The sequence below is a fragment of the Kitasatospora sp. NPDC051702 genome (assembly GCF_040681575.1).
Classification (GTDB): Bacteria; Actinomycetota; Actinomycetes; order Streptomycetales; family Streptomycetaceae; genus Kitasatospora.
The window spans coordinates 56,536-73,641 of sequence record NZ_JBFAZB010000013.1 but is presented as its reverse complement, the minus strand read 5'-3'; the positions used below and the strand labels follow the sequence as shown (position 1 = coordinate 73,641).

Genomic DNA, 17,106 nt, shown 5'->3' with positions numbered 1-17,106 from the left:
CGTAGGTCTCGTAGGTCTCGAAGGTCTTGAAGGGGGAAGCGCGTGGCCCGGAAGCTGCCCGAGGAACTGGCCCCGGTCCTGGCCAGGACCGGCCATCAGTGGCCACAGGCCGACGAGGACGGGCTGCGCCGGGCGGCCGGGCTCTGGCGGGAGTTCGCCGTCGAGGCGGACCGCCTCACCCGTCGCGGTGGCGAGTCCGCCCGACGCGTCACCAGCGAGAACTCCGGCCACGCGGTCGACGCCTTCGGCGCGTACTGGCAGGCGTTCACCGGCGGGGGGAAGGGGCACCTGGACGACGCCCACGCCGCCGTCGGGCTGGTCGCCGGGGCCTTCGACCAGGCCGCCCGGGCCGTCGACGGCTGCAAGGCCGAGATCGTCGCCACCCTCCGGGAACTCGCCGCCGAGCTCAGGCAGGCCGAACAGCAGGCCGCCGCCGCCCCGGCGCCGGCCGCCCCGGCGTCCGCGGCCCCGGCCGGGGGCGGTGCCGACGGGATCTTCGGCGGGCTGCGCCGGACCGTCGCCGCTGCCACCGCAGCCGTGCGGGACACCGCGGGGCGGCAGCTCGCCGACGCGAAGACGACGCTGGCCGTCGAAACCGCAGGCCTCAAGATCGGCGGGCTGCTCGACGAGCTCGGCCGCGGGATGAAGGACGCCCTCGCCACCGCGCTCAAGGACCCGGCCGCGGTCGCGCTGCTCCGGCTCGGCGCCGCGCCCGGGGTCACCGCCGCCTCCTACTCCTACCGGACCGCCGCCGCAGGCGCCTTCGACGCACGTGCCGCGGGCCTGCCGGCCGCGCTCGGCGAACCCGGCGTGCTCGGTGCGGACGGCACCGGACTCGTCCTGCTCACCGGGAGGGACGGGAAACCGCTGGTCGGCGTGCCCGGGCTCACCGTCGAACTCGACGGGGCCGGGCAGCCCGTCCTCGGCCAGGACGGCCGACCGGTCATCCTCCGGGCCGACGGGACGCCCCTCCCCGACGCCGCCGGACTGCTCGTCGTCACCGGGCCGGACGGCAGACCGCTCGTCGGCGTGGCCGATCCGGCCGTCGGCCTCGACGAACACGGGCGCCCGCTGCTCACCGGTCCGGACGGCCGGGACGGCAGGGCGTCCGACCAGGAGCCGCAGGGCCTGCCGCTCGCCGGACTGCTGCCCGGCGGGCCGGCCGTCCTCACGACCTCGCTGATCCCCGCTCCCGACCCGGACCCGGACGCGACGGACGACCCCGCGACCGGTCCGACGACCGGACCGCGGACCGGACCCAGGACGGCGGGCGGGGTGGGGGTGGCGGTGGCCGCCGCTCCCGACGTGCTGACGGCTTCGCTCGGGCCCGACACGGCCGTCGCCGGGGCCAGCGCCGTGACCGGCGGCCCCTCCCCGGACGGACCCGTCGTCGCGTCCGTCGCGTCCGTCGCGTCCCATGCCACCGGTGGGTGGCCGGGGCACGGCGGTGCATCGGCCGGGGCCGACTGGTCGACGCCCGCCCGGGCCGGTGTGGCCCCGGTGGCCGGGGGTGGCGGGGGCGGCTGGTCGGACGGCGACTACCCGCTCCAGCAGCCCGCGCCGGCCCCCGCGCACACCGGCGGCAACGGGGGCGGGGGCGGGCCCGTCACCGTACGGACCGACTCCGTGCTCGCCCCGCCGGCCGGTGCCGCCCCCTCGTACGACCAGGGGTCGCCCGAGACACCGCCGTCGGTCCGGACGACCGGACCGGTCGGGGCGGTCGGTCCGGTGGGCGTGGCCGGGCACCTCGCGGCGCCGGCCTACGGCCCCCCGTCCGGCGCGGCGGGCCCGCTCGTGGGCGGTGGCGGGTACCCCGGGAGCGCTCCGGCACCGTTCGGGAGCGCTGCCGGGGTCGGCGGGCCGGGCGCCGGCCCGACCGGTGCGGCCGCGACGCCCGGGGCACCGGTCACGGGCGCGCCGGGCACGGGTGCGCCGGCCGCTGCGGCAGCCGCCACCGGCGGTCCGCAGCCCGGACCCGAACCCCGCCCGGGGGCCGCCGCTCCCCGCCCTCCCATCGGCACCGCGCCGTACCCCGTCACCGCGCCCGCCCCGGGCACCTCCCCGGGGGCCCCGCCCGCGCAGGCGGTCGTTCCCGCCCCGCCGGTCGTCGGGCCCAACCCCGCGCGGCCCGAACCGCACCAGCCCGACGGCCGCCGCCGGGACTCCGTCGCACCCGTCGCCGCCGACCCCGCGCTGGTCTGGGGCGTCGTGCCGGTCGCCACCGCGCACGCGACGGCGTTCCGACTCGCCCTCCGCGCCCGCCGCGCCGGCCACACCGAGGACCCGGCCATCCGGCCCCGCACCCTCGCCGACAGCCGCCCCTACGGCTTGCCGGGCGGGCTGGCCCCGGTCGACCCCCAGCACCAGGCCGAACTCGAGCGCCGCACACCCCGCGACGAGGACGGCCGGCCGCTGCGCCACCCCGACCCCGCCGCCGGGTGCTGGGCCGAAGCCGTCAACGACGGCGGGTACCGCGAACCCGGCCGGGCCAACAACAGCCTGGAGATCGCCCTCTCCGCCATCGAGACCCACGCCGGCCTGCCCACCTGCGCGGCCCCCCGCATCCCCGCCGAAGGCGACGCCGGGGAACGCGGCGGCCGCGACCGTGCGGAACGCGAACTCGGCGCTCCGTTCCGCGACCTCGGGGACGGCGGGCCGGCCTTCGACCGCCTCGTCGCGGACCTGCTCCGTTCCGGCCACGGCGCCCAGGCGCTCCTCCTCACCCTCGACGACTACGGCCGCCCCCACGCCTGGAACGCCGTCAACCACCGGAACGCCGTGACGTATCTCGACCACCAGCTCGCCCGCCAGGGCTCCACCCCCCTCCACCCCGCCACCCGCGGTCTCTGGGCCATCACCCTCACCCCCGAAGGCCACCCCCTGGACCTCACCCCCACCCCCTGAGGCCCCCCGGCCCGCGGCCCGCCGCCCGCACAGGAAGTCGACCCATCCGACTTCCTGTGCGCGCCCCCCTCTATCCACCCAGCCAAATAGGTAGACCGACCGTCATATTCCACCGAAGGCTGCCCCGGCGGCCCGCGCGGGAAGTCGGCCACGCCGACTTCCCGAGTGGCGCGGCCCTGGCCCAGGCGTGCCATATGTAGACCGGTCGTCCTATTCGGCCCGCCCGGCGTGACCTGCGTGCAGGAAGTCGGCGCGGTCGACTTCCTGTGTGCAGCCCGGCGCCGCTGTAGCGGGGAGGAATCTGTAGACCGACCGTCATATTCCTCGCCGAGCTCCCCCTGGGGCGCTGCGCAGGAAGTCGATCGGGTCGACTTCCTGCGCAGGGTGGCTGCGTCCCGGCTTTGCCGCACGTAGATCGGTCGTCCTATGTGGTCGCGCCCTGTGGTGTCTGTGAGTGTGGAGTTGAAAGTCGGCGGAGTCGACTTCCTGCGTACGGATTGGTGCGCTTGCCGCTGGGGTGAATATGTAGACCAACCGTCATATTCCTTGCTGGTCCCACCCTGTGGTCCTGCGTGGGAAGTCGGGCAGGTCGACTTCCTGGGCGCGGGTCGGTGTGGTGGCGAGGGGTGGGGTATGTAGACCGACCGTCATATTCGCCCCTCGTTCACGCCGGCCCGGCGTGGTGTTGCACTGGGCATCGCCCGGGTGGGGCGGGGCCGTGGGGGCTTAGGTAGACCGGCCTGCATATTCCTCCGGGGGTGGGCTCCGCGCCTGGTGGGCCTGCGTGGGAAGTCGGTCTGGTCGACTTTCCGTGCCGGGGGAGTGGGCGGGGAGTGGCTCGGCGGGGGCGGGGCGGGGAGTGCGGCTGTGGTGGGGGGATGGGCGGGGTCGTAGGGTCACGGGTCGACGGCGTGGTCGAGGTGAGGGGGCGGTGGCGGCGTGATCTCGCGGGCGCAGGCGGTGGCGGCGGGTCATCGGTGGATCAACGGCGATCTCCCGCAGGGCGCCGCCGCGGTGCGGCGGGTGCTCGCGCACGAGTTCGAGCTCGGGTGGGTGGTCTGGGCGGAGCCGCCGAAGGTCGCGGTGGATCCGCGGACGGGGGAGCGGCGGCCGCCCGAGGAGGTCGGGGCGGCGTGTGCCGTGGTGGACCGGGAGTGCGGCCGGTTCACGGTGTGGCCGTCCGTGCCGGTGGACGAGGTGGTCGGGCTGTACCGGGACTTCGTGGGCGCCGGCGGGTACGACCCGGCGCGTCCGCCGGTGACCGGTCGGGGCGCCCGGGCCGAGCTGACCTACCGGGACGCCGCGGGCGAGGTGCGTTCGCTGGCCCTGCGTTCGGCGGCCGGCCTGCCGCACCCGGCGCTGCGCGGCTGGTGGTGGCTGCGCGAGCAGGGCGTCCCGGCCGAGGACGTGCTGGCCGTGCGCACCGATCTGCGGCTGGGCGCCCTGCCCGGCGGCTACTGGGCGCACGCGCTGGCGGCGGAGCTGCCGCGGGTCCGGGTGGGCTTCGAGGTGCCGTACGGTCCGAGGTTCGATCACCGGGCGGCGGCGGTGCGGGGGTTGCCCGCGCCCCCGGACGGTCCGGTGCGGAACCGGGTGCCGTTCCCGCGGGCGGCGCTCCCGGTGCCCGCGGAGTCGGTGCAGAAGGAACCGGCGCCCGTGGAGTCGGATGCGGCGTTGGCGGCCCGGCTGGCCGCGGGGTTCGGTGCGGCGGGCGTGCAGCGCTTCGATCCGGCGGACGTGGCGCGGGCGGAGTTGCCCGGGGAGGCGGCGGCCCTGTTGCTGACGGTGGGTGTGCCGTCGGTGCTGCCGGGTTTCTTCACCCTGTACCACCCGGGGGCGGCGGCGGTCGGGGACGGTTCGCGCCCGGCCGCGGTGCTGCCTCCGCTGGCGGCGCACCTGGCGGCGGCGGGTCGGGGCGCCCGGGTCGCCGAGCGGGAGCGGGCGGCGCTGGCGGGGCGGCTGGTGCTGGGGTCGGACGGCTGGGCGCTGGTCACGCTCGACGTGGTGAGCGGTGCAGTCCGGGCCGTCGATCCGGACGACGGGACGGCCCGGTACGGCAACGCGGACGTGCGGTCCTTCGTTCGCTGCCTGGCGGTGTTCGCCGGGTGGCTTCCCGCCCTGCGCGGGTCGGACCCGGTGACGGCCGGGCCGGCGGTGGAGGCCCTGCAGCGGGCCTTGGTGGCGGTGGACGGGACGGTCTTCGACGATCCGGAGAACTGGTGGGCCGTCATCGTCGAGCAGTTGTGGGACGGACTGCTGTGAGCGGCGCACCGGCCACTCGTCCGGGTGACGTGGACCGCACCGCGGTGTCGGCGTGCCGCCAGGTGGCCCCAGGCTGAGAGGAACCGGATGGCATCGTCGGGTTGTCGGATCAGTTTGATGATCTGCCGTCGAGTCGTATGAGATGCGTTCCGACCGGGCGGCGACGTCCACCAGCTGACCCCCGGCCGAACCAGACCCCGGCCGACCAGACCCCCGCCGAACCACCCCCCGACCGAACCGAGCAGGAGCCGGAGCCCCGAGCCGTGACCGCCCCGCCCCGCGCCGCCCAGACGGCCGTCCTCGCCGCCCTCGCGGTCCTGGCCGCCGGATGCGCCTCCGCGCCCGCGCTGAAGGCCCGGTCCGTCGCCGCCACGCCGTCCTGCGACGCCCCGGTGGTGATCGGTCACCGCGGTGCCCCGCGCAGCGCCCCCGAGAACACCATGGCCTCCTTCGAGACCGCCCTGGAGCAGGGTGCCGACTGGCTGGAGACCGACGTGCAGACGACCCGGGACGGCGTCCCGGTGCTGATGCACGACCCGACCGTGGACCGCACCACCAACGGCAAGGGCGCCGTCGCCGACCTGACCGCCGCCCAGGTCGCGGACCTGCGGGTGACGGTCGGGCCGGGCCCCGCCGAGCCGGTGCCCACCCTGGAGGAGCTGCTCGACCGCCTCTCGGACAGCAACGCCACCCTGCTGATGGAGATCAAGTGGCAGCGGGCCGAGGACGTCGTCCGGATCGCCCGGATCGCCGCCGCCAGCCGGGCCAAGGTGGTCCTCTACTCCTTCTCGGCCGAGCACCTGCACCAGGCCCACGCCGCCGCCCCGGCCCTGCCGGTGGTGCTGATCCAGGGCTCGGCGATCGCCGAGGACCCGGGTGACCTGCCGCTACGGGGCATCGCCCTGGACACCTCGCTGGCGACCGCGGCCCGGATCGCCGCCGAGCGCAGGGCGGGCCGCGAGGTGTACGTCTGGACGCTCGACGACGAGGAGTCCTGGCAGCTGATGTCCGCCCGGGACGCCGACGGCCTGATCACCGACACCCCGGGCCCGGCCCGGCGCTGGGCGGACGCCAACTGCCGCACCGGGCCGCGGCCCGGGCCCGGCGGCCACTGATCCACCACCGGCGCGGCCGGGGGGCACTGATCCGCCCCCGGCGAGCCCGGGGGCACTGATCCGCCCCCGGCGAGCCCGGGGGCACTGATCCGCCGCCAGTGTGCCCGCCGGGACCAGCGCGAATACGGTCACATCCGGTCTCGCCCAGGTCCGGATCGCGTAGCGTGGAGAGTTATGCGACTCGGTGTACTCGACGTAGGTTCCAACACGGTCCACTTCCTCGTGGTGGACGCCCATCCGGGTGCCGCCCCGCTGCCCGCGTACTCGCACAAGGCCGAGCTGCGCCTGGCCGAGCTGCTGGACGTCGACGGCGCGATAAGCGAGGCCGGTGTCGAGCGGCTGGTCGGGCACGTCGCCTCCTCGCTGCGGGTCGCCGAGGACAAGGGCGTCGTCGACATCCTGCCGTTCGCCACCTCGGCCGTCCGGGAGGCGGCCAACGGCGAGGAGGTGCTGGGCCGGGTCGCCGCGGAGACCGGGGTGGAGCTGCGGGTGCTCTCCGGGCAGGACGAGGCCAGGCTGACCTTCCTGGCCGTCCGCCGCTGGTTCGGCTGGTCGTCCGGGCGGCTGCTCAACCTGGACATCGGCGGCGGCTCGCTGGAGATCGCCTGCGGCCTGGACGAGCAGCCCGACGTCGCCTGTTCGCTGCCGCTGGGCGCCGGCCGACTGACCGCCCGCTGGCTGCCCGGGGACGTGGCGGACCCGGACGGGCTGCGCGAGCTGAGACGCCACATCCGGGCCGAGATGGGCACCGTCGTCGGTGAGGTCTCCCGACTCGGCACTCCCCAGCACGCCGTCGCCACCTCCAAGACCTTCAAGCAGCTGGCCCGGATGACCGGCGCCGCGCCCGCCGACGCCGGCCCGTACGCGGACCGCAGGCTCACCCGCAGCGGGCTGTCCGCCTGGCTGCCGCGGCTGGCCGGGATGACCGTCGCCGAGCGGGCGCAGATCCCCGGCGTCTCCGAGGGCCGGGCCAAGCAGCTGCTGGCCGGAGCGCTGGTCGCCGACGCCGCCATGGACCTCTTCGGGCTGGAGGAGCTGGACGTCTGTCCCTGGGCGCTGCGCGAGGGCATCATCCTGCGCCGCCTGGACACCATGGACAGCCCCGCCGACCGCCGCCGCCCGGCGCTCACCCCCTGAGGACGGTCCCGTTCGGAGCGCGGTCCGCATACGCTGTCTCCCGTGGTGCAACCAGCGGGTGAGGACGGGACGCCGGAGGACCGCGCCCCCGGGGACGGGCAGCGGCGGCCGGACGGCGCGCGCCGCAGGCTCGGCAAGGCGGTCAAGGGCGCCACCGCGGCGAAGGCCGCCAAGGCCGCGAAGGCGGCTCAGCGCACCGCCGCGAAGTCCTCCGCCGCGAAGTCCTCCGCCGCGAAGTCCGCCGGCGGAAAGTCCTCCGCCGAGAAGCCCTCCCCTCGGAAGCCCGACGTCCGGAAGCCCGCCGCCGCGAGGTCCGCCGGCCCGGAGGAACCCGGCTCCGAGCACTCCGGGACCGGGCGTCCCGAGACGGAGCCCGGGGACCCGGAGACCAGGGCCCCGGAGCCGAAGCGGCCCGCGCGCAGGAGGACGGCCTCGAAGACGTCCGACCCCGCGAAGCCCGACCCCGCGAAGGCCGTTCCCACGAAGCCCGCCCCCACAGCGGCCGACCCGAAGAGGCCCGACCCCCCGAAGCCAGCCCCCGCGAAGGCCGAGCCGAGCAAGGCCGAGCCGAAGAAGGCCGGCGTACGCAAGCCCGGCACGCGGAAGGCCGCCACCACCGCCGCGCCCCGGGAGACCCGCACCGCCCGGGCCGCCGGTGCCGCCAAGGCCGCCGTCCAGTCGGTGCGCTCGGTCAAGGCCGCCCGGCGCGACGCCGCCCGCCCCCCGCTGCTGCGCACCACCGACCGGCTGGTGCTGCCCCCGCACCCGACCCTGCACATCCCGGACACCAAGGTGGTCCTGTCCACCGCCTCGGTGTACCCGGCGAGCACCGCCGTGGCGTTCGAGCTGGCCGCCAAGCTCGGCTACGACGGGGTCGAGGTGATGGTCTGGAACGATCCGGTCAGTCAGGACGTCGACGCGCTGCGCCGTCTCTCCGACGCCCACCGGATGCCGATCCTGGCCGTGCACGCGCCCTGTCTGCTGATCACCCAGCGGGTGTGGACCACGGACCCGTGGACCAAGCTGGTCAGGGCCCGGGCGGCGGCGGAGAAGCTCGGTGCGAGCGCGGTCGTGGTCCACCCGCCGTTCCGCTGGCAGCGCCAGTACGCCCGGGACTTCGTGGCGGGCATCAACCGGATGGCGGGCGAGACCGACGTCCGCTTCGCGGTCGAGAACATGTACCCGTGGCGCTACCGCGACCGCGAGGTGCTGGCCTACGCGCCCGGCTGGGACGTCACCGACGAGGAGTACCGGCACTTCACCATCGACCTCTCGCACGTCGCGACCTCGCGGATCGACACCTTCGCCATGGTCGAGCGGATGGGCGACCGGCTGGCGCACGTCCACCTGGCCGACGGCAGCGGCTCGGGCAAGGACGAGCACCTGATCCCCGGCCGCGGCAAGCAGCCCTGCGCCGAGCTGCTGGAGCACCTGGCCCGCACCGGCTTCGACGGTCACGTGGTGCTGGAGGTCAACACCCGGCGTTCCGCGTCGCCCGCCGAACGCGAGGCCGATCTGGCCGAGGCCCTGGCTTTCACCCGCTTGCACCTGGCCACCCCGTCGCGCGTACGCTGAGAGACCGCGCTCGTGAGGGCGCGAACCACCGTGCGGAGGGGGAGCCATGACGGAGGATCAGGACCAGGGTCGGGGCCAGGCCCAGGGGCGGTTGGAGGCGGCGCGGAGCTTCGGCGGGGTCGCCGTCGAGTACGGCCGCGGCCGGCCGGGCTACCCGGAGGAGCTGTTCGACGCGGTGGAGCGGTTGTCCGGCCGCAGTCTGAAGAACGCCCGGGTCCTGGACGTCGGCGCCGGCACAGGCATCGCCACCCGCCTGCTCGCCGCCCGCGGGGCGGACGTCGTCGCGGTGGAGCCCAGCGCGGGCATGGCCGCCCAGTTCCTGGCCTCGTCGCCGGGGCTGCCGCTGGTCCGGGCCGGCGGCGACGAGCTGCCGTTCCACGACGGCTCCGCCGACCTGGTCACCTACGCCCAGGCCTTCCACTGGACCCGCCCCGAACTGGCCGTCCCCGAGGCGGTCCGGGTGCTGCGGCCCGGTGGCGCCCTGGCCGCCTGGTGGAACATCCCGGACGAGACCGTGCCGTGGGTCCGGGCGCGGGTCGAGCGGATGACCGCGGCCCTGGGGGACCGCTACCACGGCTACGGCGGGGTCGCCGGTCACGTCGCCCACTTCGCGTCGGCCGGCCTGAGGGTCGAGCGCGCGGTGCTGCGCTGGGAGCGGAGGGTCACCGTGGACGAGGTGCTGGCCGACCTCACCTCCCGCTCGTTCATGGCCTCCCTCGGGCCCGCGGAGCGCGCGCCGCTGCTGGAGGCCGAGCGGGTCGCGATGACCGCGGAGTTCCCGGACGGCCGGCTGGTCGAGCGCTACGCCCTGGAGCTGGCGGTGGCGATCACCCCGGACACCCCGGCCCACCCCGGCCTGACCCGGCCCACCCCGGCCTGACCCGGCCCACCCCGGCGCCCTGGCCGCGCCCCGCCCCCGAACCCCCCACCCCCCGCACACCCCCGAACGGCCCCGCCCCGCACACCCCCGAACGGCCCGTCCGCCTGACCGCATCGCGGACGGGCCGTCCGCCGCCTGGACCGCGGGCGTAGGCTCGTAGCCACAGCGGCCCCCGCACCCTCCCACCAGCGGGGCGCCGGCGACAGCCCCGAAGGAGTGGAGCACAGTGCCCGAGCTGAGGTCCCGTACGGTCACCCACGGTCGCAACATGGCAGGCGCCCGGGCGCTTCTCCGGGCCGCCGGCGTAGCCCGCGAGGACTTCGGCAAGCCGATCATCGCGGTCGCCAACTCCTTCACCGAGTTCGTGCCCGGCCACACCCACCTGCAGCCGGTCGGCCGGATCGTCTCCGAGGCGATCAAGCAGGCGGGCGGCATCCCGCGCGAGTTCAACACCATCGCCGTGGACGACGGCATCGCGATGGGCCACGGCGGCATGCTCTACTCGCTGCCCTCGCGCGACCTGATCGCCGACTCGGTCGAGTACATGGTCAACGCGCACTGCGCCGACGCACTGATCTGCATCTCCAACTGCGACAAGATCACCCCGGGCATGCTGATGGCCGCGCTGCGCCTCAACATCCCGACCGTCTTCGTCTCCGGCGGGCCCATGGAGGCCGGCAAGGCCACCCTGGTGGACGGCACGGTGCGCAAGCTCGACCTGGTCGACGCGATCTCGCAGGCCGTCAACGAGAACGTCTCCGACGAGGACATCGCGATCATCGAGGAGAACGCCTGCCCGACCTGCGGCTCGTGTTCCGGCATGTTCACCGCCAACTCGATGAACTGCCTCACCGAGGCCATCGGCCTCTCGCTGCCCGGCAACGGCTCGGTGCTCGCGACCCACACCGCCCGCCGCGCCCTCTACGAGGCCGCCGGCCGGACCGTCGTCGAGATCACCAACCGCCACTACGGCCAGGACGACGCCTCGGTGCTCCCGCGCGCGATCGCCACCCGCGCGGCCTTCGAGAACGCCATGGCCCTGGACATCGCCATGGGCGGCTCGACCAACACCATCCTGCACCTGCTCGCCGCCGCCCAGGAGGCCGAGCTGGACTTCGACATGCGGGCCATCGACGCGGTCTCCCGCCGGGTGCCCTGCCTCTCCAAGGTCGCGCCGAACGGCTCGTACTACATGGAGGACGTCCACCGGGCCGGCGGCATCCCGGCCATCCTCGGCGAGCTGTACCGCGGCGGGATGCTCAACGAGGACGTCCACACGGTGCACTCCGGCTCGCTCGCCGAGTGGCTCAAGACCTGGGACGTGCGGGGCGGTTCGCCGTCCGCGGAGGCCGTCGAGCTGTGGCACGCCGCGCCCGGCTGCGTCCGCTCCGCCGAGGCCTTCTCGCAGTCCGAGCGCTGGGAGTCGCTGGACACCGACGCCGCCGGGGGCTGCATCCGCAGCGTCGAGCACGCCTACTCGGTGGAGGGCGGCCTCGCCGTCCTGTACGGCAACCTCGCCGAGGACGGCTGCATCGTGAAGACCGCCGGCGTCGACGAGTCGATCTGGACGTTCAGCGGCCCGGCCGTCGTCGTGGAGTCGCAGGAGGACGCGGTCGAGGCGATCCTCGCCAAGCGGGTCAAGGAGGGCGACGTCGTCGTCATCCGCTACGAGGGCCCCAAGGGCGGTCCGGGCATGCAGGAGATGCTCTACCCGACCTCCTTCCTCAAGGGCCGGGGCCTGGGCAAGGCCTGCGCGCTGGTCACCGACGGCCGCTTCTCCGGCGGCACCTCGGGCCTGTCCATCGGCCACGCCTCCCCGGAGGCCGCCTCCGGCGGGACGATCGCCCTGGTCGAGGACGGCGACACCATCGCCATCGACATCCCGGGCCGGAGGATCTCCCTGGAGGTGCCCGCCGAGGTGCTGGACGAGCGCCGCCGCGCGCTGGAGGCCGGCGGCGGCTACCGCCCGAAGAACCGCGACCGCCAGGTCAGCCAGGCGCTGCGCGCCTACGCGGCGATGGCCACCTCCGCCGACAAGGGCGCCGTGCGCGACGTGAGCAAGCTGGGCTGAGCCCGCTGCCGGGCGGCCGCCCGGCAGGCCGGCTGGGCCCGGCCCGACGACAACGGCGGAGGAGCCGTCCCGCAGTCCGGGACGGCTCCTCCGCCGCTTGCGGCGTCCGGGGGATAATCGACCCCGTGAACGAGCAGCCCCCCGCCCCCGCCCCCCAGCCCGTCGGCGCCCCCGAGCCGGACCCGATCCGCTGGTTCGGCACCAGCTGGGTCGAGCGGGACAACGGCTACTGGCTGCGCCGCGTCGCGGTGTCGGCCGGTGCGCTGGTCGCCGCGGCGGCCGGTGCCTTCGCGCTGCGCCTCGGCGTCGAGGGCGTCGCCCTCTCCGACAGCGGCGGCTTCCTCAACGGGCTGCTGACCGCGGCCATCGCGATCTGTTCGCTGATGGCCGCGCTGCGCACCTGGAAGGTGCTCACGGAGGGCAAGGACCGGCTGACCGGCTGGATGACGGAGGACCGCTCGCTCGGCGCGGTCTGGCTGATCGGCGGGGTCGGCTCGCTGCTCGCCTACTTCGTCCGCAGCCTCACCGAGGCCCCCGGCGAGGCGGTCAACCGGGCCGCCCACGAGCGGGCCCTCGCCCAGTACGGCAAGCGCCGGGCCGACCGCAGCGGCCGGCCCGGCGCCGGGGCGCCGGGCCGGGGCAAGCGCCGGCGCTGAGCGGTCAGTTCCGGCTGAGGGTGCCGCAGGCGGCGCTCTCCTGGATGTCCTTCGTCCGGTCGTAGGGGTCGGTGGCCGGCCCGGTCGGCGTGGAGCCGGGGTGGGCGAGCTCCGCGAACTGGTCGAACTGCGGGTGCAGGAAGCCGTCGTAGACGTCGCACGCGCTGTTGCCGATGTCCGACGAGGACTTGGCGAAGCTCAGCTTCTTCGGGTTGACCCGGTACCGGGCCGGGTCGTAGAAGCGGAAGTCCTCCTGCTTGCGGACGATGGTGCGGGTGGTCCAGGTGTCGCCCGCGACGTCCGCGGCCGGCAGCACCAGGCCCACCGGCTTGGCCGTGCCGCCGGACGGCGCGGCCGGCTGCTTCGTCGCCGGGGGAGCGCTCGGCGCGGGCCGGGGGGAGGCGGCCCGCTGGGCGGCCTCCGGGCCCGGGCGCAGGGCGTACACGTAGGTGAAGTCGGTGTGCACCAGGACGCCCTTGTCGCCGTCGCCCTCGACGGTGATCCGGCCCTGCACCTTGACGGTGTCGGTCGCCAGGATCGCCTCGCGCGGGTCGAAGCGGGCGAAGTCCCTGGTGGGGTCGTGCTCCTCGGACGGCTTGGCCAGCGCGGCGTTCAGGTCGTCCTGCTGGTCCCGCTCCAGCATGGCCAGCGCGGCGTCCGGCCGCGCGCCGCCGATGACCTTGGGGTCCATGTTGGCCGCGGCGAGGTAGCCCTTCACCAGCGCGACCTGGGCGGCGACCTGGTCGGCGCCGAACACGCCGGTCGCGGCCGGCTCGTCCACGGGCTTGAAGTCGTCCATCGAGGTCGGCCAGCCCTCCACGGGGGAGCCCTTCCAGGGGTGGTCGACGGTCGGCTGCTGGTCGGCGGCCGCGGAGGGCGCGGCGGTGGGCTTCGCCGTCTCCGGGGCGACGGGGGCGGCCGGGGTGCGGGCGGCGGCCGGCCCGTTGCCGGAGCCGTTCCCGTAGCGGGTGTCGTACCAGCTGCGCAGCCCGTCGATGTTGAGCGCGGCGAGCAGCACGGCGATGGTGAGGACGACGTAGAGCGGCGCGCGCCACTCCGGCCGGCGGCGCGGGCGCGGATTGCCCCAGGCGTCGAGGGCCGGGGCCTTCGGCTTGCGGCCGAACCGGCGGCCGGCCGCCTTCGCCGGGCCGTCGTTGACGGAGCGGCGGCCGCCCGGGTCGACCGGCGGGGTGTGCTTCCACCGGGCGGCCAGCATCCGGGTGCGCCCGGACTGCTCTTGGACGGTGGCGCCCTTGATGAACTCCTCGTCCAGGACGAGGTCGGCGAACGGGTCCTTCCCGCCCGCTCCGGACGGGTCGGACCCGCCCGGCTCGCGGCCCTCGGCGGGGCGCGGTTCCGGATCTTCGGCTATCGGCATCGCGCCAGTATGACGACGGGCGGTGACGATTCGTCGATCGGGGGCACACCATGTGGTGAACGCGTGTGCGGGGCGTGGCGTTTCACCCCTCCTTGCCCCGGTCTGTGTCGGTGTCAGTCCTTGCCGCGGGCCTGCTTCACCGACCCCACGACCCCGGCGACGGCCAGCAGGACGCCGGCCGGCAGCAGGGCCAGGAAGAAGGCGCCGAACAGGCTGGAGTCGCCGAGGAACCACTGCGCCAGCACGTCCAGCACGAGGAGCCCGCCGGCCGCCGGGAGGGCGGCCCGCCACGGGTGCTCGTTCGCCCAGCGGCGCAGCCGGCGGTCACCGGTGTCGCGGCGCAGCTGCCCGCCGACGGTGCCGACGAGGAAGAAGAAGAACAGGGCCCAGCCGGCCGGCCCGGCCAGCATGCCCAGTGACCAGTCCCCGGAGATCGCGTCGATCCCCAGGGCGGTCGCACCCACCACCGCACCGACCCCCGCGGCGGTCCGCCACGGGCCCACGGCCGCCGAGGCGACGGCGAGTTGCCGGTTCTCACGTCGGGACATTTCGTCGTGTGCCATGGCTCCACGGTGCGCCCGCGCGGACGCGGAGGCCATAGGGGATGCCCCGGACTTTCCCCTGAGGGGTCGGCTCGGGGCGGCGGCCGGTGGCCGGTGGCCGGCGGCCGGTGGCGCGCGGCGGTGCGCCGGTGGCCGGGTGCCGACCACCGGGGTGGGCGGACCACGGGCTGGACGGTCCCCGCGGCCGCCCCCGCACGGTGCGAGGATGGCCGCAGTACCGAGGGTAAGGAGCGGCCATGGGCGCCAGCGCAGCACACGGACAGAAGATCGCCTTCCTGGGCACCGGCAAGATCGGCGAGGCCCTGCTCTCCGGTCTGCTGCGGGCCGGCAAGGACCCGGCGGACGTCCTGGTGACCGCCCGCCGCCCCGAGCGCGCCGCCGAACTGGCCGCCCGCCACGGCGTGGTGGTGGTCTCCAACGCCGAGGCGGCGAAGCTCGCCGACACCCTGATCCTGGCCGTCAAGCCGCAGGACATGGGCAGCCTGCTGGAGGAGCTGGCGCCGCACGTCGCCGCGGACCGGCTGGTGATCTCGGCCGCGGCGGGCGTCCCCACCGCCTGGTTCGAGGAGCGGCTGGCGGCCGGCACCCCGGTGGTCCGGGTGATGCCCAACACGCCCGTCCTGGTGGACGAGGGGATGAGCGTCATCTCCGGCGGCTCGCACGCGACGGAGGAGCACCTGGAGCGCGCCGAGGAGATCTTCAGCTCGGTCGGCAAGGCGCTGCGGCTGCCGGAGTCCCAGCAGGACGCGGCCACCGCGCTGTCGGGCTCCGGGCCGGCCTACTTCTACTTCCTGGTCGAGGCGATGACCGACGCGGGCATCCTGCTCGGTCTGCCCCGGCAGGTGGCGCACGACCTGATCGTGCAGTCCGCGATCGGCGCCTCGGTGATGCTGCGGGACTCCGGGGAGCACCCGGTGAAGCTGCGCGAGGCGGTCACCTCGCCGGCCGGCACCACCATCGCGGCCATCCGGGAGCTGGAGAACCACGGGGTGCGGGCCGCGCTGCTGGGCGCCCTGGAGGCGGCCCGGGACCGCTCCCGGGAGCTCGCCTCCGGCGGGAAGTAGCCGGACCCGGGACGCGTCCGGCGGATCACCGCCGGGGCGAGGTCCACGAGGCGCGCCCCGGGGGGCGCCGAGTCCGCGCCGGGGCCCGCCGCGGCCCGGTGCGCGGAAAGTCGCTGTGCGGCCCCGTGCACGGAAGGTCCCTGTGCGGCCCCGTGCACGGAAAGTCCCTGCGCGACCCCTCCCGCAATCGCGGCCCACCCCCTACGCTCTCGCCAACATCGTCGTACCGGCCGGTAGCGAGGTCCCGCATGCGTGAGGCGCCACCCGCGACACCCGAGACACCCCCCGGGGCCCCGCCCGCGGCACCGCCCGCCCTGCGCGCCGGGCGGGCCGCGCTCGCGGTGAGCTTCCTGCTCCAGGGCGTCACCTTCGCCCTGCTGGTCACCTGCATCCCGGAGATCCAGCACCGGTACGGGCTGAGCGACGGCCTGCTGCCGGTCTTCCTGGCCGCCGTGCCGGTCCTCGCCGGGGTCGGCTCGATCACCTCCGAACAGCTGGTGAAGCGCACAGGTGCCCGGGCCGTGCTGCGGGTGGTCCAGCCGCTGGTGTGCCTCAGCCTCGCGGGTGCCGGGCTCGGCGGCTCGCTCTGGCAACTCGCCCTCGCGCTGGGCGCGTTCGGGCTGCTGGTCGGGGCGCTGGACGCCAGCATGAACATGCTGGGGGTGGGGCTGCAGCACCGCTACGGCCGGTCGATCATGATCGGCTTCCATGCCGCGTTCAGCCTCGGCGGCATCGTGGGTGCGGCGGTCGCCGGGCTGGGCTCGCACTACGACCTGGGCCTGCCGGTGCTGTTCGGCACCGCCGCCGCGGTGATCGCCCCGCTGGCCCTGCTGACCGGTACCAGGTTCGCCGGGCCGGTCGAACTCGGCGACGCCGTCCGGGAGGCCGCCGAGGCCGCCGCCCGCTCCATCCCCTGGCGGCCGCTGCTGCCGCTCTGCCTGGCGATGGCGTTCGCGTACATCGCGGACGCCTCGGTCTCCAACTACAGCGTCAAGTACCTGACCGACGGCCTGGGCAGCGCCGAGGACGTCGCCAAGCTCTCCTACCTCGGCTACATGGTGGCGATGCTGCTCGGCCGGGCCCTGGGCGACCGCGCGGTGCAGCGCTGGGGCGCGGTCGCGGTGGTCCGGGCCGGTGCCGGGCTGGCCGCGCTCGGCTTCGCGCTGGCCGCCGCGGCGCCGGCGCCCTGGGCGGGCATCGCCGGGTTCACCGTGCTGGGCTTCGGCATCTGCGCGATCATCCCGCAGGTGTTCGCGGCCGGCGGCCGGCTGTTCCCGGCCGACTCGGACGCCGCGGTGGCGCGGCTGAACCTCTTCAACTACGTGGGGTTCCTGATCGGTTCGCCGCTGGTCGGGGCGCTGGCGGACGCCGGCTCGTACCGCTGGGCGCTGCTCGCCCCGATGCTGCTGGTGCTCGCCGTGCTGCCGCTGGCCGAGCGGTTCTCGCCGGCACCGGCGTTGGCCCCCGCCCCCGCCGGCTGAGGGCGGGGGCGGGGGCGGGG

12 protein-coding genes are annotated in these 17,106 nt (G+C 75.7%); 10 read left to right on the top strand and 2 right to left on the bottom strand.

The annotated features are described in order from the left end of the window. The first annotated feature begins 42 nt into the window (after nucleotides 1-42). The 8 genes from AB0N04_RS14160 to AB0N04_RS14125 all read left to right on the top strand — a co-directional run bounded on the left by AB0N04_RS14160 (nucleotide 43) and on the right by AB0N04_RS14125 (nucleotide 12,600). Entirely contained in the window at nucleotides 43-2,904 is a 2,862-nt protein-coding gene (locus tag AB0N04_RS14160) for a toxin glutamine deamidase domain-containing protein (protein WP_360212758.1), read from the top strand. Between the two features lie 939 nt (nucleotides 2,905-3,843). Further along, complete coding sequence (locus tag AB0N04_RS14155; RefSeq protein WP_360212760.1) at nucleotides 3,844-5,166, top strand: SUKH-4 family immunity protein; 1,323 nt, start codon at nucleotides 3,844-3,846, stop codon at nucleotides 5,164-5,166. Between the two features lie 263 nt (nucleotides 5,167-5,429). Beyond that, a complete protein-coding gene (locus AB0N04_RS14150) occupies nucleotides 5,430-6,281 on the top strand; it encodes a glycerophosphodiester phosphodiesterase (RefSeq protein WP_360212762.1) in 852 nt (283 codons plus the stop codon). A gap of 174 nt (nucleotides 6,282-6,455) precedes the next feature. After that, a complete protein-coding gene (locus tag AB0N04_RS14145; RefSeq protein ID WP_360212764.1) occupies nucleotides 6,456-7,418 on the top strand; it encodes a Ppx/GppA phosphatase family protein in 963 nt (320 codons plus the stop codon). A 771-nt stretch (nucleotides 7,419-8,189) separates the two neighbouring features. Next, the gene (locus AB0N04_RS14140) at nucleotides 8,190-8,993 is read left to right on the top strand and encodes a sugar phosphate isomerase/epimerase (RefSeq protein ID WP_360212813.1); all 804 of its coding nucleotides are present in this window, start codon (nucleotides 8,190-8,192) and stop codon (nucleotides 8,991-8,993) included. Nucleotides 8,994-9,039: 46 nt separating this feature from the next. Beyond that, complete coding sequence (locus AB0N04_RS14135; RefSeq protein WP_360212766.1) at nucleotides 9,040-9,873, top strand: class I SAM-dependent methyltransferase; 834 nt, start codon at nucleotides 9,040-9,042, stop codon at nucleotides 9,871-9,873. Between the two features lie 226 nt (nucleotides 9,874-10,099). Beyond that, nucleotides 10,100-11,944: a dihydroxy-acid dehydratase gene (ilvD, locus tag AB0N04_RS14130; protein ID WP_360212768.1), complete on the top strand. Its 1,845-nt coding sequence runs from the start codon at nucleotides 10,100-10,102 to the stop codon at nucleotides 11,942-11,944. A gap of 125 nt (nucleotides 11,945-12,069) precedes the next feature. Beyond that, entirely contained in the window at nucleotides 12,070-12,600 is a 531-nt protein-coding gene (locus tag AB0N04_RS14125; protein WP_360212770.1) for a hypothetical protein, read from the top strand. 4 nt (nucleotides 12,601-12,604) lie between these two features. Here AB0N04_RS14125 and AB0N04_RS14120 read toward each other — a convergent pair whose 3' ends face one another. Then, a complete protein-coding gene (locus AB0N04_RS14120; RefSeq protein WP_360212772.1) occupies nucleotides 12,605-13,978 on the bottom strand; it encodes a hypothetical protein in 1,374 nt (457 codons plus the stop codon). Nucleotides 13,979-14,091: 113 nt separating this feature from the next. After that, nucleotides 14,092-14,541 (bottom strand): hypothetical protein, encoded by a 450-nt coding sequence (locus AB0N04_RS14115; protein ID WP_360212774.1) that lies wholly within the window; start codon nucleotides 14,539-14,541, stop codon nucleotides 14,092-14,094. Nucleotides 14,542-14,777: 236 nt separating this feature from the next. Between AB0N04_RS14115 and proC the strand changes: the two genes are divergently transcribed. Further along, nucleotides 14,778-15,605 (top strand): pyrroline-5-carboxylate reductase, encoded by an 828-nt coding sequence (proC, locus tag AB0N04_RS14110; protein WP_360212776.1) that lies wholly within the window; start codon nucleotides 14,778-14,780, stop codon nucleotides 15,603-15,605. A gap of 248 nt (nucleotides 15,606-15,853) precedes the next feature. After that, a complete protein-coding gene (locus AB0N04_RS14105) occupies nucleotides 15,854-17,086 on the top strand; it encodes an MFS transporter (RefSeq protein ID WP_360212778.1) in 1,233 nt (410 codons plus the stop codon). Nucleotides 17,087-17,106 lie beyond the last annotated feature (20 nt).